This is a genomic window from Streptomyces cavernae, from assembly GCF_004023625.1.
Classification (GTDB): domain Bacteria; phylum Actinomycetota; class Actinomycetes; order Streptomycetales; family Streptomycetaceae; genus Streptomyces; species Streptomyces cavernae.
In genome coordinates, this window is sequence record NZ_RPDJ01000044.1 from 63,621 (window position 1) to 86,277 (window position 22,657).

Here is a 22,657-nt window from a genome sequence, read left to right on the forward strand (position 1 = left end):
CCACTCGATTCCTCGATACCTCCACTGCTTGAGCATCCAGCGGTTCCGGGACCGCTCCCATGGGCTGAGCGGGGACGACCGGAGGGCCGATCGGCCCTCGCCCGGTCCCTACGGGCCCTTGGCCGTGCAAGGGCGCCGGACGGACGGTAGGAGCTGTGAATCAGCGACTGGGGAGGGTACGGCCATGACAGGAGAAATCGCCGTGTGCGTCGACGGCTCCGCGGGCAGCCGCGCCGCTTTCGACTGGGCGGTGCGCGAGGCGCAGCTGCGCGGGCGTCCGCTCGAGGCGGTGCACGTCTCGTCGCTGCCGGACGAAGAGGCCCTCGCGACCTGGCCGTACCTGCGTGAGCCTGCCCCCGACGCCTGGGTGAAGGAGCTGACGGAAACCCACCCCGGGATCCGGGCGAAGGCCGTCGGCCTTGTCGGGGAGGCCGCCCCGGCCCTGCTCTCCTTCCGTTCCGCCGCCGACCTCACGGTCCTCGGGCTGCGCGGCGCGGGCGGCTTCCCGGAACTCGCCGTGGGATCGGTGGCGCACCGTGTCGCAGAGCGCTCGGACAGTCCGGTCGTGCTGGTGCCGAGCGGCTCACGCTCCGCCGGAGGCGCCCGGCTCTCCGGTCCGGTTGTCCTGGGGATCGACGCCCGCGATCCCGCCGGGACCGCGACGGAGTTCGCGTTCGAGGCGGCGCACCGGCGTGGGACCGTGCTGCACGCGGTCCACGCCTGGCACTTTCCCTCGCCCGCCGGGCAGTGGATGCCCTACGGCGTGCCCGAGGAGGACCGGGGCGGCTGGGAGGACCAGGAGGTGCAGCTGCTGTCGGACGCGCTGCGGCCGTGGCGGGAGAAGCATCCACGGGTGCGGGTCTGCCAGGACGTGCTGCTCAAGACGCCCCCGGCCGCTCTGGTCGAGGCCTCCTCCTCCGCAGGGCTGTTGGTGGTGGGCCGTGCGGGTACGGCACTCGGCCCCACCCTGCGCGCCGTGCTGGAGCACACCCGATGCCCGGTGGCCGTGGTTCCGTCGTGACCTCGCGACCCGGCGCCTCGAGGGCTCGTGACGTCCCGCAGAGCGGTCCCGCGGCGGACGGCCGCCGAAGACGGACTCGATGTCCGCCCCCTCTGTAGGGGAGCAGGCCCGAGGGCGCGACGGGACGTCAGACGCGCCGCGGAGCCCGGACGGGCCCCGCGGCTTCTCCTGTGGCTCTCACACGGTCAGCGCAGCCAGCCGTGGCGGCGGACGAACGGCAGCTGGGCCCAGATCCTGCCGAGGCCGAGGGTGTCGCCCGCCGAGACCGCGGCGAGGACGATCAGGGCGGCGGCGTAGATGACGTGGTAGTCCACGAACGGGTTGGTGGACATGCTCGGCGATCCGTCCGAGAGGTGCTGGGCGGGCGGCCACTCGGCGATCCACATCAGCGCCATCATCGCGGTGCCGGCCACGGCCGCGAGGCGCAGTGTGATACCGCTGACCAGGGCGAGTCCGATGCCGAGCAGACCGGCCATGAACAGTGCGTCGGCCCAGTCCGCACCCGCCCAGTCGTGGAAGGTGGACTCCACGGGTCCGACCGCGACGCCGCTGAGGAAGCCCTTGGTCGGCGATCCTCCGTCGATCCAGCCCTTGCCGGACGGGGTCGCGTAGCCGAGCCCGAAGGTCTTGTCCAGGAACGCCCACAGGAAGGCGAACCCGGTCAGCAGCCGCAGCGAGGCGAACGAGTAGGCCCGCAGCGAGTGGGTATCGGTGCTTGCCGAGACGGCGGGCCCAGCAGTGGACGCGGTCCGGTGGACACCCCGGAAGGGCAGGTGGAATCCGTGGTGGCGGTGAGGGTGCTCATGCACGGCCATGATGGTGATCCCTTCGGGGAGGGTCAGGTCCGTTCCTGACACCACTCACTCTCATGGCGCGGAGCGGTCCACGCCCGGTGCCGAAGGGCGGTGGTGACGGGGCTGAACGGCCCCCGGACGGGGGCCGGTTGGGCTGCGGAGGCGGCACTGGCAGCCGATTCGTCGCTTCCGCCGGCCCCTTGGTGGATCCTTGGGGCACCAGTGGGCCCTGTGGGCGAGGCGAAAGGGGATCCATGTCCCAGCGATCGGGCGGACACGCTTGGGGGTGGCGCGGTCTGACGCCGGGCATCGCGGCGCTGGCCGGCTATCGCCGCTCCTGGCTGCGTGGCGATCTGCTGGCCGGGGTGACGGTGGCCGCCTACCTCGTGCCGCAGGTCATGGCCTACGCGGGTGTGGCCGGGCTGCCGCCGGTGGCGGGGCTCTGGGCGATCCTGCCCGCGCTGGTGCTGTACGCGCTGCTGGGCTCGTCGCGGCTGCTGTCGGTCGGCCCCGAGTCCACGACCGCGCTGATGACCGCGACCGTGGTCGGACCGCTCGCCGCCGGGGACGCCGGCCGCTACGCCGTACTGGCCTCCGCTCTCGCGATCGCGGTCGGTCTGCTGTGTGTGGCGGCCTGGGCGGCCCGGCTCGGCTTCGTCGCCGATCTGCTGTCCCGGCCGGTGCTCGTCGGCTATCTCGCGGGCGTGGCACTCATCATGACGGTGGATCAGCTGACGAAGCTGACCGGGGTCGAGACGACGGGGTCGAGGTTCTTCCCGCAGTTGTGGTCCTTCCTGCGGAATCTGCCGGACGCCCATCCGGCGACCGTCGTCCTGTCCGCCGTCGCGCTGGCGTTCCTCTTCGTCCTGCCCCGGTTCCTGCGCACCGTCCCCGCCCCGCTGCTGGCCGTGGTCCTCGGCACGGCGGCCGTGGCCGTGTTCGACCTTGACGAGCGCCACGGCATCAAGGTGATCGGCGAGGTGCCGTCGGGCCTGCCGGGTTTCACGCTGCCGCCCCTGAGCGATCTGCCGCAGTTGCTGCTGCCCGCGCTGGGCGTCCTCATCGTCGGCTACACCGACTTCATCCTCACCGCGCGGGCATTCACCAGGCATGACGGCCAGGGCGGGCAACTGGACGCCAACCAGGAACTGCTGGCCCTGGGCGCGGCCAATCTCGGGGCCGGTTCGCTGCACGGCTTCCCGGTGAGCAGCAGCGCCAGCCGTACCGCGCTGGCCGCCTCGGGGGGTGCCCAGAGCCAGGCCTACTCCCTCGTCGCCGGGGCGGCCGTGCTGGCCGTGCTGCTGTTCCTCAGCCCTCTGCTGTCGCGCACCCCGTCGGCGGTGCTGGGCGCGCTCGTCGTCTACGCCGCCGTACGCATGATCGACCTCGCGGGCTTCCGGCGCCTGGCGTCCTTCCGCCGCCGGGAGCTGCTGCTCGCCTTCGGCTGTCTCTCGGGGGTGCTGGTTCTGGACATCCTGTACGGGGTGCTGGTCGCCGTCGGTCTGTCGATCGCGGAGCTGCTGATCCGGGTGGCCCGCCCGCACGACGCCGTGCAGGGGCTCGTGCCCGGAGTGGCGGGCATGCACGACGTGGACGACTACCCGCAGGCCCGGACGATCCCCGGCCTGGTGGTCTACCGCTACGATTCCCCGCTGTTCTTCGCCAACGCGGAGAACTTCCGGCAGCGGGCCCTTGCCGCGGTGGAGGACCAGACTGATCCGGTGCGCTGGTTCGTGCTCAACGCCGAGGCCAATGTGGAGGTCGACATCACCGCCCTGGACGCCGTAGACGAGCTGCGCCGTGAACTCACCGGCCGCGGCATCGAGTTCGCCCTCGCCCGGGTCAAGCAGGACCTGAAGGACGACCTCGACGCGTACGGGCTGACCGAGTCGGTCGGCAGCGACCGGATCTTCCCGACCCTGCCGACCGCGGTCGACGCGTTCCGGCGATGGCTCGGTGATCAGTAGGCGGTCACCCCGTGCTCCCGGAACTGAGCACGGACCCGCTCGGTCACCTCGGGCCCCGGAGGCGGCTGGTCGCGCAGCGGGAAGGGGATCCCGAGGGCCTCGTACTTGGCGGCGCCCAGTTTGTGGAACGGCAGCACGTCGACCCGGTCGACGCGGCCGAGGCCGGAGAGGAAGCGGGCCAGGCCGTCCACGGCGTCCGGGTCATCAGTCCAGCCGGGCACCAGGACGTAGCGGATCCACATGGGGATGCCGAGCCGGTTCAGGCGGGTGGCGAAGTTGAGCGTGGGGGCCAGCTCGCCGCCGGTCAGCTTCCGGTAGGTGTCGACGTCGAAGGACTTGATGTCGAGGAGTACGAGGTCGGTGTCGGCGAGGAGTTCGTCCGTGGCGCGGGAGCCGAGGAAGCCGGAGGTGTCGAGTGCGGTGTGCAGTCCGGCTTCCTTGCAGCGGCGCAGCACTTGGGCGGTGAAGGCGGGCTGGAGCAGTGGCTCGCCTCCGGTGAGCGTGACCCCTCCACCGGCCGCGGTGAGGAATCCCCGGTACTTGTCGATCTCCGCCATGACGTCGTCGGCCGTGGTCTCCCGGCCGTCGCGCATGTGCCAGGTGTCGGGGTTGGCGCAGTACAGGCAGCGCAGCGGGCAGCCGCTGACGAAGAGGACGAACCGGGTCCCGGGACCGTCCACTCCGGTGGACAGATCCCAGGAGTGGATCCGGCCCGTCGTCGGGCCGGATCCCACGGTCCGGTCGGTCGCCCGGCCAGGTCCCACGGTCCGGTCGCCCGCGGTGCTCACAGCGATCCGTGGAAGGTGCGGCTGATCACGTCGAGTTGCTGCTCGCGGGTCAAGCGGACGAAGTTGACGGCGTATCCGGAGACTCGGATGGTCAACTCGGGGTACTTCTCCGGGTGTTCCATTGCGTCCTCCAGCACGTCCCGGTTCAGCACGTTGACGTTCATGTGGAACCCGCCGGAGGCCGTGTAGGCGTCGAGGATGCCGACCAGATGAGCCGCGCGCTCGGCAGGGTTGTGGCCCAGGCCCTCCGGTGTGATCGTCGTGGTCAGCGAGATGCCGTCGCGGGCCTGCTCGTAGGGGAGCTTGGCCACCGACAGCGCGGAGGCGGCCACGCCGTGCCGGTCACGGCCGTTCATCGGGTTGGCGCCGGGCGCGAAGGGCTGTCCGGCGCGCCGGCCGTCGGGGGTGTTGCCGGTGTGCTTGCCGTAGACCACGTTGGAGGTGATGGTGAGCACCGACTGGGTGTGCTCGGCGTCCCGGTAGGTGGGATGCTTGCGCACCTTCGCCATGAAGGACTCGACCAGCCCGACGGCGATGTCGTCCGCCCGGTCGTCGTTGTTGCCGTACGCCGGGTACTCGCCCTCGGTCCGGAAGTCGACGGCCAGTCCGGTCGCGTCCCGGAACACCTTCACCCGGGCGTACTTCACCGCGGACAGGCTGTCCACCGCGACGGAGAGCCCGGCGATGCCGCAGGCCATGAAGCGGTGCACGGGGTGGTCGTGCAGGGCCATCTCGATGCGCTCGTAGGCGTACTTGTCGTGCATGTAGTGGATGACGTTGAGCGTGTTCACATACGTCTCCGCCAGCCAGTCCAGGGCGCGGTCGTAAGCCGCCGACAACTCCTCGTAGTCGAGGTACTCGCCGGTCAGCGCCGGTGCCTCCGGGGCGATCTGGTCGCCGGTCATCTCGTCCCGGCCGCCGTTGACGGCGTAGAGCAGTGCCTTGGCGAGGTTGACCCGCGCCCCGAAGAACTGCATCTGTTTGCCCACCGCCATGGCCGACACACAGCAGGCGATGGCCGTGTCGTCGCCGGTGCGCGGCCGCATCAGGTCGTCGGACTCGTACTGGACGGCGCTGGTGTCGATGGAGACCTGGGCGCAGAACTCCTTGAAGCCGTCCGGCAGGCGGGGCGACCAGAGCACGGTGAGGTTGGGCTCGGGTGCCGGGCCGAGGTTGTACAGCGTCTGCAGGAACCGGAAGGAGGTTCGGGTGACCAGCGGGCGGCCGTCGGAGCCGATGCCGCCGATCGATTCCGTCACCCAGGTCGGGTCGCCGGAGAACAGCGCGTCGTACTCGGGGGTGCGCAGGAACCGTACGATCCGCAGCTTGATCACGAAGTCGTCGATCAGCTCCTGGGCGCGGGTCTCGTCGATGACGCCCTCGTCCAGATCCCTCTGGAGGTAGACGTCGAGGAAGGTGGAGGTGCGGCCGAGTGACATCGCGGCGCCGTTCTGCTCCTTGACGGCGGCGAGATAGCCGAGGTAGAGCCACTGCACGGCCTCGTGGGCGGTGGCGGCCGGGCGGGAGACGTCGCAGCCGTACGAGGCCGCCATCCGCGTCAGCTCGCCCAACGCCCTTACCTGCTCGGCGATTTCCTCGCGGTCACGGATGACCTCGGGGGTGGAGGGCCGTGCGTCCAGCAGGGCGCGTTCGGCGCGCTTGGCCGCGATCAGCCGGTCCGTGCCGTACAGGGCGACGCGCCGGTAGTCGCCGATGATCCGGCCGCGGCCGTAGGCGTCCGGGAGCCCGGTGATGATCCCGGCCCTGCGGGCGGCGCGCATCTCGGGGGTGTACGCGTCGAACACTCCGTCGTTGTGGGTCTTGCGGTAGGTACCGAAGACCTGGGTCACGAACGGGTCGGGCTCGTAGCCGTAGGCCCTGAGTCCGCTCTCGACCATCCGCAACCCGCCGTTCGGCATGATCGCGCGCTTCAGCGGAGCATCGGTCTGCAGGCCGACGATCAGCTCCCGCTCGCGGTCGATGTAACCGGGTGCGTGCGAGGTGATGGTCGACGGGGTCTCGGTGTCGACGTCGAGGATGCCCCGCCGCCGCTCCTCGGGGAACAGCGCTCTGACCTTGCCCCAGACGGCGCGGGTGCGGTCCGTGGGGCCCGTCAGGAACGCGGAACCACCCTCGTAGGGCGTGTAGTTGGCCTGGATGAAGTCACGCAGGTCGACCTGTTCCCGCCAGTGCTCGCCGGTGAAGCCGCGCCACGCGGCGACCGGTGCCTGCACCTGTGTCGGGGCCATCGTCGTCATCACTGCCTCCGCTTGAGTCCACTTCGTCGTCGGCGAGGTTCCGCGGACGTCTCGCACACGATGCTCGTCCGTGGCGCCGGCGTACGACAGGGCCGAGCGGATACCGCCGGGGCGCCGTACGACCCCGCCTGACCGGGCTCGTTGGGTCGTCGAGCCCTGGTGGACGGGGCCGTTCGGCCCTGTCGGCGCGGCGGCACGGCGGCGGCAGGGTGGCGCAGGCGCGCGGTGCGGCGGCACGGCGACAGGGTGGCGCGGCGGCGCGGACGCCGAGTTCCCCGTGTCCGAGGAGACGGGTGAGGAAGCCACCCCGCGGGTCAGGACACGCCGGTCGGAACGCCCTTGTGTTCGGAGCCCTAACTCACAGTGAGCTCGGGTCGCACGAGCGTGCCCGACCTGCCGTGGACGATCTCGTGGGCCGCGTCGAGAGCACCGATTGCCGCCAGTCCCCCGGTGCGTTCGACGAACCGGGCGGCGGCCTCGGTCTTCGGGCCCATCGAACCCTCGGGGAAGCCGCCGCGGCGCAGCTCGGTCGGGGTGGCGTCGAGGACGGGACGCTGGTCGGGGGTGCCGTAGCCGGCGTAGACGTAGGGGACGTCGGTGAGGATCAGCAGGAAGTCGGCCTTCAGGTCCTCGGCGAGCAGGGCCGCGGTGAGGTCCTTGTCGACGACCGCCTCGGCCCCCGTCAGCGCGCCGCTGTCATTGTCGGCGGTGACGGGAACGCCTCCGCCGCCCGCGCAGATCACCAGGCTCCCGGTGATAAGCAGGTCGTGGATGGTGTCGGTCTCCAGGAACCGTTCGGGCACCGGGGAGGGGACGACGCGGCGCCAGCCCTTGGTGTCCTGTGCGATGTGCCAGCCTCGCTTGCGGGCGAGCGCCATCGCCACCTCCTTGGGGTAGACCTGGCCGACGAACTTCACGGGTTTGGCGAAGGAGGGATCGTCGGCACGCACGAGGGTGTGGGTGACCAGTGCGGCGATCTTCCGTCCGGGGAGGGCGTCATGGAGGCTGCGGACCAGCAGGGAGCCGATCATGCCCTGGGTCTGGGCGCCGAGCAGGTCCAGCGGATAGGGGGCGCTCAGAGCGGGATCGGCGGCGCTCTCGACGGCGAGCAGGCCGATCTGGGGGCCGTTGCCGTGGGTGATGACGATCTCGTGTTCGCGGGCGAGGGCGGCGATGGCGGTGGCCACCCGGTCGATGTTCGCCTGCTGGACGGCCGCGTCGGGGCGTTCGCCCCGGTGCAGCAGGGCGTTGCCGCCGAGCGCGACGACGATGCGCATGGCTCAGTCCTCCCTACGTTGTTGATCGGGATGAGCGAGCCATTCGTAGGGGTGGCTCACCCAGGGGGTCCGGGTGTGGCTTTCAGTCCTCTGCCGTCCGTGGCTGGCCAGGATTCGCCGCCCGGCTCCCACGACGACTCGGCTGCTCATTAGGAATTGCGGCACTGATCGCTCAGTAGGGACTCGACAGCGAGGTCGTCCGTGGAATCTGTGCGAGTACGACCTGCGTCAACCGGCTGCGCGCCCACCTGACCGGGAGCCTCCCCGGCTTGGAACGCGAACTCGACCTCGGCAACGTCGGTCCTCTGGTGCTGCTGACGGGCTACCAGACACCGGCCGCCATCCGCCGCGCGGGCGTCAAGCGGCTGGCCACCTGGCTGCGCAACCGCAAGGTCCCCGGTGCTGACCAACTCGCCGCCACGGCCGTCCAGGCCGCCGAGAACCAGCACACAGCCGTTCCCGGCGAGGAGATCACCGCCCAGGTCGTGCACTCCCTCGCCAGGCAGGTGATGGCCCTCAACGAGAAGATCGCCGAGACCGACCAGTTCATCGAGGGCCGGTTTCGGCGGCACCGGCACGCCGAAGTGATCGCCGGCATGCCCGGCATCGGCCCCGTGCTCGGCGCCGAGTTCATCGCGGCCACCGGCGGCGACACGGACGCCTTCGACAACGCCGACCACCTCGCCGGGTTCGCCGGCGCCGCCCCCGCCGCCCGGGACTCGGGCAAGATCAGCGGCAACCTCCACCGGCCCAAGCGCTACAGCCGACGCCTCCAACGCGTCTTCTGCACTTCCGCGTTGATCAGCATCCGCTGCTGCGACGAATCCCGCCGCTGCTACGACCGCAAGCGCGCGGAAGGCAAGCGCCACGTCCAGGCCGTGATGGCACTCGCCCGGCGACGGGTCAACGTCCTGTGGGCCCTGCTGCGTGACGGACGGTGCCACAACCCCATACCGCCCGTCACCCAGGCTGCTTGACATCTCCATTAGGAGTCCTGGCTTGCCGGGTCGGCGAGGGTGGCGACGAGTACCGACTTGATGGTGTGCAGGCGGTTCTCCGCCTGGTCGAAGGCGATGCAGGCGGGTGCGGCGAAGACGTCGTCGGTGACCTCGAGACCGTCGAGGCCGTAGTTGTGGAGCACTTCCCGGCCCAGACGGGTGCGGTCGTCGTGGAAGGCCGGCAGGCAGTGCATGAACTTGACGTCCGGGTTGCCGGTGGCCGCCAGCGTCCCGGCGTTGACCTGGTAGGGCAGCAGCAGGTCGATCCGCTCGCCCCAGGTCTCGGCGGGCTCTCCCATGGAGACCCAGACGTCGGTGTGCAGGAAGTCGGCGCCGCGCACTCCGGTTCCGACGTCCTCGGTGAGGGTGATCCGGGCGCCGCTGCGCTCGGCCAGGGCGCGGCAGTGGGTGACCAGGCCGGGGTCGGGCCACAACCGGGCGGGCGCGGCTATGCGCACGTCCATGCCGAGCAGGGCGCCCATGGCGAGCAGGGAGTTGCCCATGTTGTTGCGGGCGTCGCCGAGATAGCAGTAGCTGATCTCCGACAGCGGCTTCGGGCTGTGCTCGCGCATGGTGAGGACGTCGCACAGGCTCTGGGTGGGGTGTGCGCTGTCGGTCAGGCCGTTGTAGACCGGGACTCCGGCATGGGCGGCGAGTTCGGTGACCAGTGACTGGGCGGAGCCCCGGTACTCGATGGCGTCGAACATCCGGCCGAGGACGCGGGCGGTGTCGGCGATGGACTCCTTGCCCCCGATGTGGGTGTCGCCGGGTCCGAGGTAGGTGGTGGCGGCGCCCTGGTCGGCGGCGGCGACCTCGAAGGCGCAGCGGGTGCGGGTGGAGGTCTTCTCGAAGATCAGCGCGAGGTTCCTGCCGGTCAGCAGTCGGCGTTCGGTGCGTGCGCGCTTGGCCGCCTTCAGTTCCGCCGCGAGGTCGAGGAGGTGCTTTATCTCGCGGGCGGTGAAGTCGAGTTCGCTCAGGTAGGAGCGGCCTCGCAGGTCGACCGTCGGGGTGGTGACGGCGACGGTGTCCGTGGTGGTGCTCATGGTGGTCTCCCCGCTGGATCAGGCGGCAGGGCCGCGTTCGATCGGGCAGCTCATGCAGCGCGGGCCGCCCCGGCCGCGGCCGAGTTCGGCGCCGGCGATGGTGACGATCTCGATGCCCTGCTTGCGCAGATAGGTGTTGCTGGTGACGTTGCGCTCGTAGCCGACGATGACTCCGGGAGCGAGGGCGAGGAAGTTGCTGCCGTCGTCCCACTGCTCGCGCTCGGCGTTACGGATGTCCTGGGGCGCGGAGAGCATCCTGACCTTGTCGAGGTCGAGGGCTTCCGCGAGGGCCCCCGCCAGGTCGGAGTTGGTGGTGACGTCGAAGCCGGTCTCGCGGGTGTCACTGGGCCGCAGGGTCCACGAGCGCAGGGAGTCGGCGAGGCCCGGGTAGATGGTGAAGGCGTCGCGGTCGACCATGGTGAGCACCGTGTCGAGGTGCATGTACGCGCGGGCCGCGGGGAGTTGGACCGCGATCAACCGGTTCGCGGTGCCCGCGGCGAAGAGCCGGGCGGCCAGGTTCTCCACGGCCTGTGCGGTGGTCCGTTCTCCCATCCCGACCAGCACGGCACCGCCTCCGAGCACGTGGACGTCACCGCCCTCCAGGGTGCCCACCGGCCCGACGAGGAGTGGTTCGGGCGCGATGCCGCGGAACATCGGGTGGAAGCGGTAGATGGCCTCGGCGTGCAGACTCTCCCGCCGCCGGGCGGGCTTCGCCATCGGGTTGACCGACAGACGGTCGTACACCCAGCAGGAGTTGTCGCGGGGGAAGAGGTGGTTGGGCAGCGGGGCGAGGGCGAAGTCCTCGGCGGCGAGTGCGCTCCACACCAGGCTGTGCGGGGTGGTGAGCGGCAGGTCGCTCTTGAGGATGCCGCCGATCAGATAGCCGGCCAGGGTCTCGCCGTCCAGTTCGGCGCACAGTACGCGCACTGGGTCGACCAGGGCCGGGCCGACGGTGGCCGGGGTGACGACCCGTTCCAGGAGCCATTCACGCGCCTCGGGCACGTCGAGGGTCTGCGCGAGCAGGTCGGCGAAGTAGTGCACGCGGGCGCCGTGGTCCCTGAGGACCTGGGCGAAGGCGTCGTGCTCCTCCCGGGCCCGCTTGGCCCACAGGATGTCGTCGAAGAGCAGGGCGTCGACGTTGCGCGGGGTGAGGCGGGACAGTTCGAGGCCCGGGCGGTGCAGGATCACCTGGCGCAGGGGGCCGACCTCGGAGTCGACGTGGAAGAGCCTGTTCATGGTGAGGCTTCCTTGTCAGTCGTGGTGGCGGAGGTTGATGTTCTTCCGGAGGCCGCCGGTTCGGTTCGTCGGCAGCCCGCGGGAGATCCGCTTCGCGGGTGCCGGGGTCTCCGGTGCCCGCAGCTCGCTCCCCCCGGCCTCGGCAGCAGGCTCGGACCGGCGCCGCTCGCCGTACTCGCCCCGGTCCCGCTTCAGCCACACGTACACCGGCAGGCCGAGCAGCAGCACGAACAGCCCGTAGTAGACGGTCTGGTAGCCGCTGCCCTGGATCGACCAGTAGGAGAAGGCCATCGCGAGCGCGGTCACGGTGACGTCCCTGGCCAGAGCGCGCGGGGTGAGGCTCTCCCGGCCGCGCACCAGCAGCCAGTACAACTGGGCGGCGGCGGAGAACAGATACGGGATCACCGCCGTGAGCACGCTCAGCAGCACGATCTTGGTGAAGACGTCCTCGAAACGCGTGTAGCTGAACACGGTGATCAGCGACGCGAGCACGGTGGAGGCGACGATGCCGAACACCGGGACACCGTTCTTCCCGCGCAGTTTCGCGAAGGCGGCGGGGAAGAGTCCGTCGCGGGCGGCGGCGTACGGCATCTCCGCGCACAGCATGGTCCAGCCGTTGAGTGCGCCGATGCCGGAGATGATCGCGGCGACGGCGACGGCGTCGCCGGCCCAGGTGCCGCCGAAGATGTTGTTGGCGGCGTCCGTGAACGGCGCGGTGGAGGAGCCCAGTCGGCCGTGCGAGACGGTGCCGAAGACGGCGAGGGTACCGAGTATGTAGATGACGGCGCAGGCGAGCGTGCCGTAGACGGTGGCCCGCGGCACATTGCGTCCCGGCTCCCGCACCCGGCTCGCGACCACCGAGGCGGCCTCCAGACCTAGGTAGCTGAACAGGGCGATGGCCGCGGCGGCGGAGACGGCGCCCAGCGCGGACTGGTCGCTGGCGTTGAACGCCCCGAAGTTGTCCGGGTCGATGAACAGCAGCCCGACGGTGGCCATGAAGACCAGCGGGACGAACTTCAGCACGGTCGTGATCACCTGGAAGGCGCCCATGTTGCGCACGCCGGTGAGGTTGATCGCGGCCGGGATCCACAGCCCGGTCAGGGCGATCAGTACCGAAGCCCACTTGTCGTGCCCGGTGTTGACGAACACCTCGACATAGCCGACCCAGGCCACCACGATCGCGGCGTTCCCGGCCCAGGCGGTGATCCAGTACGACCAGGCGTTCAGGAATCCCGTGAACTCGCCGAACGCCTCACGGGCGTAGACGTATGGGCCGCCACTGGCCGGCACGCGCTTCGACAGGGCTCCGAACGTCACGGCCAGCGCGAGCGCGCCGAGCGTCACGGCGACGAACGCCACGAGCGAGATCGGCCCGTACGGCGCGAGGGCCGACGGCAGGGCGAAGACTCCGGTGCCGATGATGCTGCCGATCACGAGGGCGGACGCGGCGGGAAGGCCGAGTGCCGCCGTCGGGGCCGGTTCTCGGCCGTCATCCGCTGCACGCTTCCTGATGGACGTGGACATGGCGATGCTCCTTGTGCTGGTCGACCGGTCGCCGAGGAAGTCGGCGCACGGCCGCCTGAAAGTCGGCCTGCCGGCCGCTGAGGGGAATCGATCCACCACGATCGTTCTGCGCCACGACGACCACGGTGAGTGGCCACAAGTCCCCCCGCGGGGCCCATTGGTCCCGGCCCTGCATGCCCGCTCGGCCCCTCCCGCGTCCTGTCGCACAGGCGTGAGCTAGTGCCGCAACAGGCAACGTTGGCCCCGCTGCCGGGGCACTGGAAGCAGGGAATCGCATCGACGTTCACTCCATGGCGGTGCGGCACGGGCGCTCGTCACGGTGACTGCGCGCGGCGTGCCAACCTGCGGCCCCAGGTCTGGCCCGGAACCTCGACGTAGCGGTGGGTCAGCAGGCACAGCGGCAACAGCACGGCGAGGAACGCCACTTCGCGGGCGGGACTGTCCTGGCGCCGTCGGCCGATCGTGCCGTCGATCACCGCCAGCAGCACCGGATGCACCAAATAGACCGAGTAACTGATCGTTCCCAACCCGGTCAGCATCCGCGGCACACACCGGCGGCGCCACGCCAGTCCGGCTCCGAAGGTGAGCACAGCCAGCAGGAACGCGACGATCCAGCCTCGCCGGGTGAAGTGGTCACCGTCGCCGTACCAGTACGCACTCCCCGCGGCACAGGCGACCACCGTGACGGCAGCGCCGGCCGCACAGCGCCAGGTGATCTGACCGTTCTCGGCACGGTGGACGGCGGTGCCGAGGAACATCACGGCGAGGATCACCAGGCCCTCCCACAGCGGGACCGTGCCGTTGAACGGGACAAGGACGAGCGCCGGCACCCCGCCCAACAGGCCCCCGAACCCCCGGAGCAGGGGTGACCCGGCACTCGCACAGCAGATGGCGACCACCATGCTGATCGAGGCGAACGCGATCAGCGGACCGGTGCCGACCAGGCCGGACAGGGCAGAAGCCGGCAGCACCACCCCAGCCGCCACGCTCACAGCGGCGAGCACGGCCAGGACGACGGCGACCGCCGCGGACCGCTGATGCAGGCGAACCGTGAAAAGCGCGACGACCAGCAGGTAGAAGGCCATCTCGTAGGAGAGCGTCCACAGGACGAGCAGGAGATTGGGCGTCCCCAGTAACTCCTGGAGCATCGTGGCGTGGGCGACAGCCACGGTGGCAGCGCTCTGCTGACCGAAGTCGCGCATCTCCAAAAGCCCCAAGTGGTTGAGGGCAAGGAGCACAGCGACGACCGCCGCCCACAGCGGGTACACACGGAACATCCGGCCGATCCAGAACGTCCGGACGCAGCCCCTTCGCTCCAGCGACGCGGGGATGATGTAGCCGCTCACCAGGAAGAACACCATGATGCCGTAGCGGCTGGTGTTGAACTGCGGCATCAACTCCCGCCGGAAGTCCGCGAGGAAGGTGTACGACGAGTGGTCGAACACCACCACGAGTGCGGCGATGCCGCGCAACGCGTCCAGCCAGCCCATCCGCGACGGCCCGGCCGCTGCGACGACGGACAGCAATCGCGATGTGACTGACAGTGAACGTGCCGGTGAAGCAGGGACGAGGGGTGGGGATTCCATGCGTGGACAGAGTCCTCTTCAGTGAGGTGTTGGTTGGGCAGGTGTTGGTTGGGCCGAGTGGGCTCGCAGGCCGCGCCCTGCCGGTCGCCGACGACCAGCAGGGCGCTCCCCGCAGAGCGGTCCCCCGCGCCGCTCACAGCACCGAGTCCAGCGGCTGGAGCATTGTTCGGCAGTAGTGTTCTGGCGGCCGAACAATGAAACGGGCGGGGCGCGCGAGCCTTTCGGGTGTCATATGAGGTGCCTGGATCGGCTGCGCTCTGATGCCGGGTTGCCTGGAGGGGTGAAGGCGTGGCGGGGCGTCGTGAAGTGCCGGTGGACCCGGCGGCGGGTCCGGTGCAGCGGTTCGCGTTCGAGTTACGCAAGCTGAGGGCGGAGGCGGACGGGATCACCTACCGGTCGCTGGCCGTGCGGGCGGGCTACTCGGTGTCCACGCTGTCGCAGGCGGCGGCGGGCGAGCAGCTGCCGACGCTGCCGGTGGCCCTGGCCTACGCGGGGGCGTGCGGCGGAGACCTGGTGGAATGGGAGGCCAGGTGGAAGGAGGCGGTGGCGGAGTCCGCCGGTGACGGCTTACGGGACGACGACGGATCACTCACGCCGTACCGGGGCCTGGCACGGTTCGAGACCGGGGACAGCGGCCTGTTCTTCGGCCGGGACCAGCTCACCGCCGACCTGGTCGACCTGCTGCGCCGTCGGCGGTTCGCCGCCGTCTTCGGCCCCTCCGGCAGCGGCAAGTCCTCCCTGTTGCGGGCCGGCCTGATACCCGTCCTCCGGCGCGCTCGGGAGCCGGGACTGCGCCCGGCCGCGATCCGGATCCTGACACCGGGCGAACACCCCGCCCGCGGCCACGCGCCCCTCCTCACACCCGCACTTTCCGACGACGACAGCGCCGGGGCGGACACGCTCGTGATCGTCGACCAGTTCGAGGAGGTCTTCACCCTCTGCCACGATCCCGCCGAGCGTGCCGCCTTCATCGACCTGCTGCTGAGCGCCCGGCAGCCCGAGAGCCGCCTGCGGGTGCTGTTGGCGGTCCGCGGCGACTTCTACGGCCGCTGCGCCGAGCACCGCGAGCTGGCCGACGCACTGCGCGATGCAAACCTCCTGGCCGGAGCGATGAGCCAGGCGGAATTGCGCGACGCCGTCGTCAAGCCGGCCACGGCGGCCGGACTGACCGTGGAACGCGCTCTCACCACCCGACTGGTCAAGGAGGTCGCCGACGCACCGGGCGGGCTGCCGCTGCTGTCCCACGCGTTGCTGGAGACCTGGCGCCGCCGCCGCGGCAAGACACTGACCATTGCCGGGTACGAGGCGGCCGGATGCCTGGACGGCGCGATCGCCAAGACCGCGGAGGAGGTCTACGGCCGGTTCACCGAAGACCAGGCGGCTGCCGCCCGCCGGGTGTTGCTGCGCCTGGTCGTCCCCGGATGGGGGTCTCCCCGCTCGAGCGAAGCCGAGAGTGGGGGAGGCACCCCCGACACCCGCCGTCCCGTCGAGCGCGCGGAACTTCCCGTCGAGCGCGCGGAACTTCCCGTCGAGCGCGCGGAACTGCCCGGCACCGGCCGGGACGACACCGCCCGGGTGGTGGAGGCACTCGCCGGGGCGCGGCTGCTCACCCTGGACGGCGACACGGTCGAGATGGCCCACGAGGCTCTGATCACGGCCTGGCCCCGGCTGCGCGGATGGATCGAGGCGGACCGCGAACGTCTGCGTGTGCACCGGAGACTGACCGAAGCCGCCCACGCCTGGCAGGAACTGGGCCGCGAAGAGGGCGCTTTGTACCGGGGAAGCCGGCTCGCCGCCGCCCGGGAACACTTCGGCGGCGCACCGCGCGAGGACCTGACCGACCTGGAGCACGCCTTCCTCGACGCCGGCCGCGACCACGAGCAGAAGGGCCGTCGCCGGTACCGGCTGGTGCTCACCGCGGTCACCGCCGCCCTGTGCCTCGCCCTCGTCGCCGCCGGCCTCGCCGTGGGGCAGTGGCAGAGCGCGGTCACCGCCCAGCACCTGGCCCAGTCCCGCCAACTGGCCGCCCAGTCCAGTGCGTTGCTGGACTCGGAACCCGACCTCGCCGCACTGCTCGCTGTCCACGCCTACCGAACCAGCCCGACCCGCGAAGCGGCCGCCGCCCTGTATGCCGCCGCGGCGCTACCGCTGCGCAAGCGCCTGACCGGCGGCACCGAGCCCGTGGATGCCATCGCCCTCAGCCCGGACGGACGCACTCTCGCCGCCAACGGCCGAGACGGCAAGGTGCGGATCTGGGATCTGCCCGAAGGCCGGCTGCGGCACACGTTCACGTTCACCGGCTACGACAGCGGCGAGGTCGCGGCGTTCAGCCCCGACGGACGCACCCTCGCTGTCACTGCCGTCCGCGCCGCCGACGTGATGGTGGCCCTCCTGGATCCGGTCACCGGCAGGAAACTCAGAACCTTCACCATCCCCGACGGTGCGGTACGCGGGATGGCCTTCAGCCCTGACGGTCGTACCGTGGCCGCCTCCTCAGCAAGTGCCGTACGGGTATGGGACGTCGCCACCGGCCGCAAGCGGCGCAGCTTCACCAGACTCTCCGACCCGCAGGCGGTCGGCTTCGGCCCTGACGGACGTACCGTCGCCGCGGTGGACAACGGACGGGTGAGGGTGTGGGACGTGGCCACCGGCCGCACCCGGACCGCCCATGACGTCCAGAGCGAGCGCGGTGGGATGGTCTTCAGCCCTGACGGCCGGACATACGCGGTTGGCCGCACCGACGGTTCGGTGCAACTGCGGGACACGGCCACTGGAATCGTCCGGCGCACCTTCACGGACGGTCCCATCGGGTTGAACGAGGTGACCTTCGCCCCGGACGGGCGCACTCTCGCCATCCCGGGCCGTGGCGACACGGTGCGACTGTGGGACACCGTCTCCGGCACGGCGCGGGCCACGGTGACCGTCGGTCACCACGGACGGGGGGCCACGAAACTGGCCCTCAGCGGGGATGGCCACACCTTGGTCACCAGCAACAACTCGGACCCCACCGTCCGCGTCCACCGCCTGACCGCTGATCGCCCGCGGACCACTCTGCGTAGCCACTCCGGCACGTACGTCGCCGACATGGCATTCAGCGCGGACGGACGCACGGTGGCCACCGTGCGCCAAGGGCCGCCCGGTGGTGGGTCGGTACAGCTTTGGGATGCCAGGACCGGCAATCGCGAAGCCACATTGTCGCTCGACACCGGCTCGGCACTGGGGAAGCAACTGTCCGTCATGGTTTCCCGCCTCGGGGCTGTGGGGTTCAGCCCGACCGGGCGCGCCTTGGCCGCCAGGGCCGTCAAGAAGGGGGTGATCGAGGTCCGGGATGTCGTCACGGGCCGCCTCCGCCAAAGCCGTGCCCTGGGCGCCATCGACACGGCGGTCTTCAGTCCCGACGGGACGCGGCTCGCCATCGTCGGCCGGGAGGGGTCGACGCGGATCTGGCACCTTTCTACCGGCGCGCTGCACACCGCCCGCACCGGCCGCAGCCGACCCGTCAGGGCGGTGGCGTTCACCCCGGACGGCCGCACACTTGCCGTCGCACACATCGGGGCCAGGGAAGAAATCAGGCTGCTCGACGCCACAACCGGCCGCACACAGCGCACCATCAAGGTGGGGTCCCGGAACCTGCTGTCCCTGGCATTCAGCCCGGACGGGCACACCCTGGCCACCACAAGCGGCAGTAACGGACTCGTGGAGACGTGGGACGCGCGCACCGGCCGGCTCCAGGACAGCTTCAGTGTCAGCGGTGAGGCGGCGTCGCTGGCTTTCAGCCCAGATGGAGGCACCCTGGCCGTGAGCGGCGTCAGAGGAGTCCAGCTCTGGGACCTCCCCACCAGCCAGCCCAGAATCACCCTGCCGACCCGCTCGCCCGGAGTAGTGGCGTTCAGCCCGGACGGACGGACCCTGGCCATCAGCTCGGGCGGCTCCGTCGGCCTGTGGAACGTCGACCTGCCCGACCCGGCCCGTGCGATCCGCGACATCTGCGACGCCGTCGACACGGCTCTCACCCCTCTGGAACAGTCCCGCTACCTGCACGCCCAGTCCACTGAGACAGGCTGCCCGTCGGCCGCGCGATAGGACCTCACCGCGCAGTCACCGCGAAGCTGCCGTGAGGGCTGTAGCGGTACCGAACGCCCGGTTCGGGCCGGCCGGACCCCGGTCGGGGCCGACCGGCCCAAGCGCTGCTGCCGGGGAGCACCGGAGAGTGGGAGGACGAGACGTACGAGACCGAGGAGGCAGGAGTCATGCGGCACCGGATGGTGAGCGACCTCATGACGACGTCCGTCGTACGGGTGCGGCGGGACACCGGCTTCAAGGAGACCGCGAAGCTGCTCGCAGAGTACGACGTCACGGCAGTCCCGGTCGTGGACGACGACGAGCGCCCGCTGGGCGTGGTCTCCGAGGCCGATCTGCTGCGCAAGGAGGCAGGACAGCTGGACCCGGCCGGGCTGCTGCCGGTCCTGCACCCGCGACCGGCCGACCGGGCCAAGGCGGAGGCGGCGACGGCCGAGGGCCTGATGAACAGCCCGGCGGTGGTCGCCAGGCCGCAGTGGACCGTGGTGGAGGCCGCGCAGGTCATGGAACGCCACCACGTCAAACGGCTGCCGGTGGTCGACGAGGCCGGACGGCTCATCGGTGTGATCAGCCGAGCCGACCTGCTCCGCGTCTTCCTGCGCGGCGACCGCGCCATCCGCGAGGAGATCTCCCGGGAGGTACTCGTGCGCACGCTGGGCCTGGCGCCGACCGCGGTCGCCGTACAGGTGGTCGACGGCCGGGTCACCTTGCGCGGCACTGTCGAGCGGAAGTCCCTCATCCCCGTCGTCCTGCGGCTGTGCCGGGGTGTGGACGGAGTGGTGGACGTGGCCTCCGACCTGGGCTGTCGGATCGACGACAGCTCCGCGGACGACAGCGTCGCAGCGCCTGAAGCGGGCACGTCGCGTCGCGCCCAGCTGGCGCCTTGAGCCACCCCGCCCCCAGGAAACAACGGCTCGTTCCTCTTCGTCCCGGCACGAAGCCGGGCTGACAGCACGGGCCCACCGTGAGCCTCCGACCCGCACGGAAGACCATCATGTCGACCAGCCAGACCCCCGCCGCGAGCGCGCCGACACGCCGCTCCGTCGAGCTCGACCCTGCCGAGGCGCTCCGGCTGCTGAGCGAGGTGCCGCTCGGCAGGATCGTCTTCACCCGGCACGCGCTGCCCACGATCCGGCCCGTCAATCACCTGCTCGACAACGGTGACGTCGTCATTCGCACCCAGGAAGGCACGGCCCTGACCACGCGCGCCCACGAGGCGGACGACCGGGGTGTCGTGGTGGCGTACGAGGCCGACTCCATCGACCCCGAGACGCACCTCGGCTGGAGCGTCGTCGTCACGGGTTACGCGCTCCCGGTCACCGATCCCGCCGACCTCGCCCGCTACCGCACGATGCTGACGCCCTGGGTGACCGGGACGATGGACCAAGCGATCCGCATCCGCCCCGAACTGGTCACCGGAATCCGCCTCACCTCGGCGGAATCCGACGAGTGACGAGCACGAGGGCTCCCTCAGCGCGAGGGCTCCCTCAGCGCGAGGGTTCGCTCAGCGCGAGGGCTCCCTCAGTTCGACGCACGGCGGTCGCCGAGTCGGCGCATTCATGGTGGTCCGCACGCCGAGATCGCCGCATCGCGGTCCGATCGCCGAGATCGCCGCAGGGCGGTCACCGGCCCCGGCGACCGGGACCGGCGATGCTCACCGCCCACGTCACGCCCCCTCCCTCGGGCTCCCTCGGGAACTCCGCCTCAGTGCCGCACCAGAGCCCGCTCCGGTCGACGGGAGGCCGGCTCCCGTGCCGCCGGCAGCCGGCGCCGGGCGCGACGCAGTTGCAGCCGGACCACCAGCGCGTCGACGACGGCACTGACCACGAAGGTGATTGCCATAGACGCCACGAGCAGGACGAAGAACAGCCTCACGAACTCCGGGGTCAGTGAGGTCAGCGATGTACCCACGGTGTTCACCCCCTTCCGTCGAGTGGTCTCTCACCCTCATCGAACAACGAGCCGCGCGGTGCCGCAGGGTGCCGATGGCACTCCCTCGCGGGGCCGGGCGGCCCGACCGCGGGGCCGGGTGGCCCATGGTGCGCCCCGCGGGACGGGACCACGCTGGATGTGGCAGGTCCCATCCCCTGGGAGGCATGACATGAACGTCCACTCGACATGGCACATGCTGCGAGCGCTGTCCGCCGAGCGCCGGCAGCAGCTGATGGACCACGCCAAGGAGGTGGCGTACCCGCAGGGGACACGCCTCTTCGAGGAGGGTGGACACGCCGACCGCTTCTGGATCATCCGCACCGGAACGGTCGCCCTCGACATGCGTGTGCCCGGCCGTCGGGCCGCCGTCATCGAGACCGTCGGACACAACGAACTCGTCGGCTGGTCCTGGATGTTCGAACCGCACACCTGGCACATGGGCGCCGAGGCGATGACACCGGTGCGCGCCTACGAGTTCGACGCGGTGGCCGTCCGGGCCCTGTGCGAGGAAGACCCCGCGCTGGGCCTGGCGATCGCGGAGTGGGTGGGCGGCGTCGTCGCACGTCGGCTGCGCTCGGCCCGCACCCGGCTGCTGGACCTGTACGCCCCGTACGGCAGCGGAAGCCGGCTGTGACCACGTCCGCGATCCCGATCCGAAGCGGCCGAGGCCGAGGCCAAGGAGGCATCATGCACGGCACCCCGCACATCGTGAGCGATGTCATGACTCACACAGTCGCCGCCGTCGGGCGCGGGGCCGCATTCAAGGAGATCGTGCGGACCATGCAGGAGCGGAAGGTCAGCGCCCTGCCCGTCATCGAGGGCGCAGGCCGCGTCGTCGGAGTCGTCTCCGAAGCCGACCTGCTGCTCAAGGAGGAGTTCCGCGACAGCGACCCCGACCGGGCCACGCAGCTGCGACGTCTCCCCGACCTCGCCAAGGCCGGTGCCATGACCGCGGAGGAGCTGATGACCTCGCCGGCCCTCACCACCAGGCCGGACGCGACACTCGCGCAGGCCGCGCGAACCATGGCGCACGCCAAGGTCAAGCGGCTGCCCGTGGTCGACGCGTCGGGGCTGCTGCAGGGCATCGTCAGCCGCGCCGACCTGCTGAAGGTGTTCCTGCGCGACGACGAGGAGATCGCCGAGGAGGTCCGGCGGGAGGTCGTCTCGTACCTCTTCCCCCCGCCGGAGTCGGCCGTACGGGTGGCGGTGCGGGACGGCGTCGTGACGCTCCGCGGCCGTATCCGGGACGCCTCCCTGGTTCCCGTGGCCGCGCGTCTGGTTCGCGCCGTCGAGGGCGTCGTGGACGTCGATTTCGAGCCGGAGGGGCAGCCGGCCGCCCGCACGTCGAACGACTCCCCGTCAGGTGACAGCAAGTCTCCGGCGTAGCCGCGCGGTGGGGCCGGTCGGCCCTGGCGCATCCGGCCCCGGACGCGCGAGGATCGGCGGGACGGACCGCCGGCATGTCCGTCATCAACCGGGGAACAAAGGACCGACATGACCGAGGCGCGCACCTTCACCGAGCAGAACCCGATCCGGGTCTTCCTGCTGGATGACCACGAGGTCGTACGACGCGGCCTGACCGACCTGCTGGACGCCGAACCCGACATCTCCGTCGTCGGCGACGCGGGCACCGTCGAGCAAGCGCTCGTCCGCGGCCCCGCCCTGCGCCCCGACGTGGCCGTCCTCGACGTACGCCTGCCCGACGGGGACGGCATCACCGTCTGCCGCGAACTGCGCAGCCAGATGCCCGAACTCACCTGCCTGATGCTCACCTCCTTCGACGACGAGGACGCCCTCCTCGACGCGATCATGGCCGGAGCCTCCGGCTACGTCCTCAAACAGATCAAGGGATCCGACCTGATCTCGGCCATCCGCACCGTCGCCTCCGGCCAGTCCATGCTCGACCCGGCCACCACCGCCCGGCTGATGCGCTCACTGCGGTCCGAGCCCGAGGAAACCCCGGCCCTCTCCCCCGAACTGGCCAGCCTGTCACCACGCGAACGCGACATCCTCGCCCTCATCGGAGACGGACTCACCAACCGCGAGATCGGCAAGAAGCTCTACCTGTCCGAGAAGACCGTCAAGAACCACATCTCCCGCCTGCTCGCCAAACTCGGCGTCCAACGACGGGTACAGGCCGCGGTCCTCGCCTC

17 protein-coding genes and 1 pseudogene are annotated in these 22,657 nt (G+C 70.8%); 9 read left to right on the forward strand and 9 right to left on the reverse strand.

From position 1 onward, the window contains the following. Window positions 1–184 precede the first annotated feature (184 nt). The gene (locus EF387_RS39035) at window positions 185–1,021 is read left to right on the forward strand and encodes a universal stress protein (protein ID WP_128381353.1); all 837 of its coding nucleotides are present in this window, start codon (window positions 185–187) and stop codon (window positions 1,019–1,021) included. 185 nt (window positions 1,022–1,206) lie between these two features. Here EF387_RS39035 and EF387_RS39040 read toward each other — a convergent pair whose 3' ends face one another. Next, window positions 1,207–1,836: a DoxX family membrane protein gene (locus EF387_RS39040; protein ID WP_128381354.1), complete on the reverse strand. Its 630-nt coding sequence runs from the start codon at window positions 1,834–1,836 to the stop codon at window positions 1,207–1,209. Window positions 1,837–2,069: 233 nt separating this feature from the next. On the opposite strand from EF387_RS39040, the gene EF387_RS39045 reads away from it, so the two are divergent. After that, a complete protein-coding gene (locus EF387_RS39045; protein ID WP_128381355.1) occupies window positions 2,070–3,782 on the forward strand; it encodes a SulP family inorganic anion transporter in 1,713 nt (570 codons plus the stop codon). On the opposite strand, the gene pflA is transcribed toward EF387_RS39045, so the two are convergent. The 3 genes from pflA to EF387_RS39060 form a co-directional block, all read right to left on the reverse strand. After that, entirely contained in the window at window positions 3,776–4,516 is a 741-nt protein-coding gene (gene pflA, locus EF387_RS39050; protein ID WP_128381374.1) for a pyruvate formate-lyase-activating protein, read from the reverse strand. The genes EF387_RS39045 and pflA overlap by 7 nt on opposite strands. Window positions 4,517–4,566: 50 nt before the next feature. Then, window positions 4,567–6,819: a formate C-acetyltransferase gene (gene pflB / locus EF387_RS39055; RefSeq protein ID WP_128381375.1), complete on the reverse strand. Its 2,253-nt coding sequence runs from the start codon at window positions 6,817–6,819 to the stop codon at window positions 4,567–4,569. Between the two features lie 362 nt (window positions 6,820–7,181). Next, entirely contained in the window at window positions 7,182–8,105 is a 924-nt protein-coding gene (locus tag EF387_RS39060) for a carbamate kinase (protein WP_128381356.1), read from the reverse strand. Window positions 8,106–8,323: 218 nt separating this feature from the next. On the opposite strand from EF387_RS39060, the pseudogene EF387_RS39065 reads away from it, so the two are divergent. Continuing rightward, window positions 8,324–9,082, forward strand: a pseudogene (locus tag EF387_RS39065) (transposase); the annotation flags it as partial. A gap of 8 nt (window positions 9,083–9,090) precedes the next feature. Here EF387_RS39065 and argF read toward each other — a convergent pair. The 4 genes from argF to EF387_RS39085 form a co-directional block, all read right to left on the reverse strand. Next, entirely contained in the window at window positions 9,091–10,146 is a 1,056-nt protein-coding gene (gene argF / locus EF387_RS39070) for an ornithine carbamoyltransferase (protein ID WP_128381357.1), read from the reverse strand. An 18-nt stretch (window positions 10,147–10,164) separates the two neighbouring features. After that, window positions 10,165–11,382, reverse strand: coding sequence for an arginine deiminase (locus EF387_RS39075; RefSeq protein ID WP_128381358.1), 1,218 nt, complete (start codon window positions 11,380–11,382; stop codon window positions 10,165–10,167). Window positions 11,383–11,397: 15 nt separating this feature from the next. Beyond that, window positions 11,398–12,816, reverse strand: coding sequence for an APC family permease (locus EF387_RS39080; protein WP_238431944.1), 1,419 nt, complete (start codon window positions 12,814–12,816; stop codon window positions 11,398–11,400). Between the two features lie 404 nt (window positions 12,817–13,220). Next, window positions 13,221–14,396 (reverse strand): acyltransferase family protein, encoded by a 1,176-nt coding sequence (locus EF387_RS39085; RefSeq protein ID WP_238431945.1) that lies wholly within the window; start codon window positions 14,394–14,396, stop codon window positions 13,221–13,223. Between the two features lie 384 nt (window positions 14,397–14,780). Between EF387_RS39085 and EF387_RS39090 the strand changes: the two genes are divergently transcribed. The 3 genes from EF387_RS39090 (at window position 14,781) to EF387_RS39100 (ending at window position 20,025) form a co-directional block, all read left to right on the forward strand. Next, window positions 14,781–18,575: an nSTAND1 domain-containing NTPase gene (locus EF387_RS39090; RefSeq protein ID WP_128381361.1), complete on the forward strand. Its 3,795-nt coding sequence runs from the start codon at window positions 14,781–14,783 to the stop codon at window positions 18,573–18,575. A 167-nt stretch (window positions 18,576–18,742) separates the two neighbouring features. After that, entirely contained in the window at window positions 18,743–19,459 is a 717-nt protein-coding gene (locus EF387_RS39095) for a CBS domain-containing protein (RefSeq protein ID WP_128381362.1), read from the forward strand. Window positions 19,460–19,566: 107 nt separating this feature from the next. Continuing rightward, window positions 19,567–20,025 carry a pyridoxamine 5'-phosphate oxidase family protein gene (locus EF387_RS39100; protein WP_128381363.1) on the forward strand — a complete coding sequence of 153 codons (459 nt, stop codon included), beginning with the start codon at window positions 19,567–19,569 and terminating at the stop codon, window positions 20,023–20,025. 251 nt (window positions 20,026–20,276) lie between these two features. Here EF387_RS39100 and EF387_RS39105 read toward each other — a convergent pair whose 3' ends face one another. Further along, complete coding sequence (locus EF387_RS39105; protein ID WP_238431943.1) at window positions 20,277–20,483, reverse strand: hypothetical protein; 207 nt, start codon at window positions 20,481–20,483, stop codon at window positions 20,277–20,279. Window positions 20,484–20,673: 190 nt separating this feature from the next. On the opposite strand from EF387_RS39105, the gene EF387_RS39110 reads away from it, so the two are divergent. The 3 genes from EF387_RS39110 to EF387_RS39120 all read left to right on the forward strand — a co-directional run. Beyond that, entirely contained in the window at window positions 20,674–21,138 is a 465-nt protein-coding gene (locus tag EF387_RS39110) for a cyclic nucleotide-binding domain-containing protein (protein ID WP_128381365.1), read from the forward strand. A gap of 53 nt (window positions 21,139–21,191) precedes the next feature. Beyond that, window positions 21,192–21,890, forward strand: coding sequence for a CBS domain-containing protein (locus EF387_RS39115; RefSeq protein WP_128381366.1), 699 nt, complete (start codon window positions 21,192–21,194; stop codon window positions 21,888–21,890). A gap of 108 nt (window positions 21,891–21,998) precedes the next feature. Continuing rightward, a partial coding sequence (locus tag EF387_RS39120) for a response regulator (protein WP_155589811.1) occupies window positions 21,999–22,657 on the forward strand: 659 nt, incomplete at its 3' end.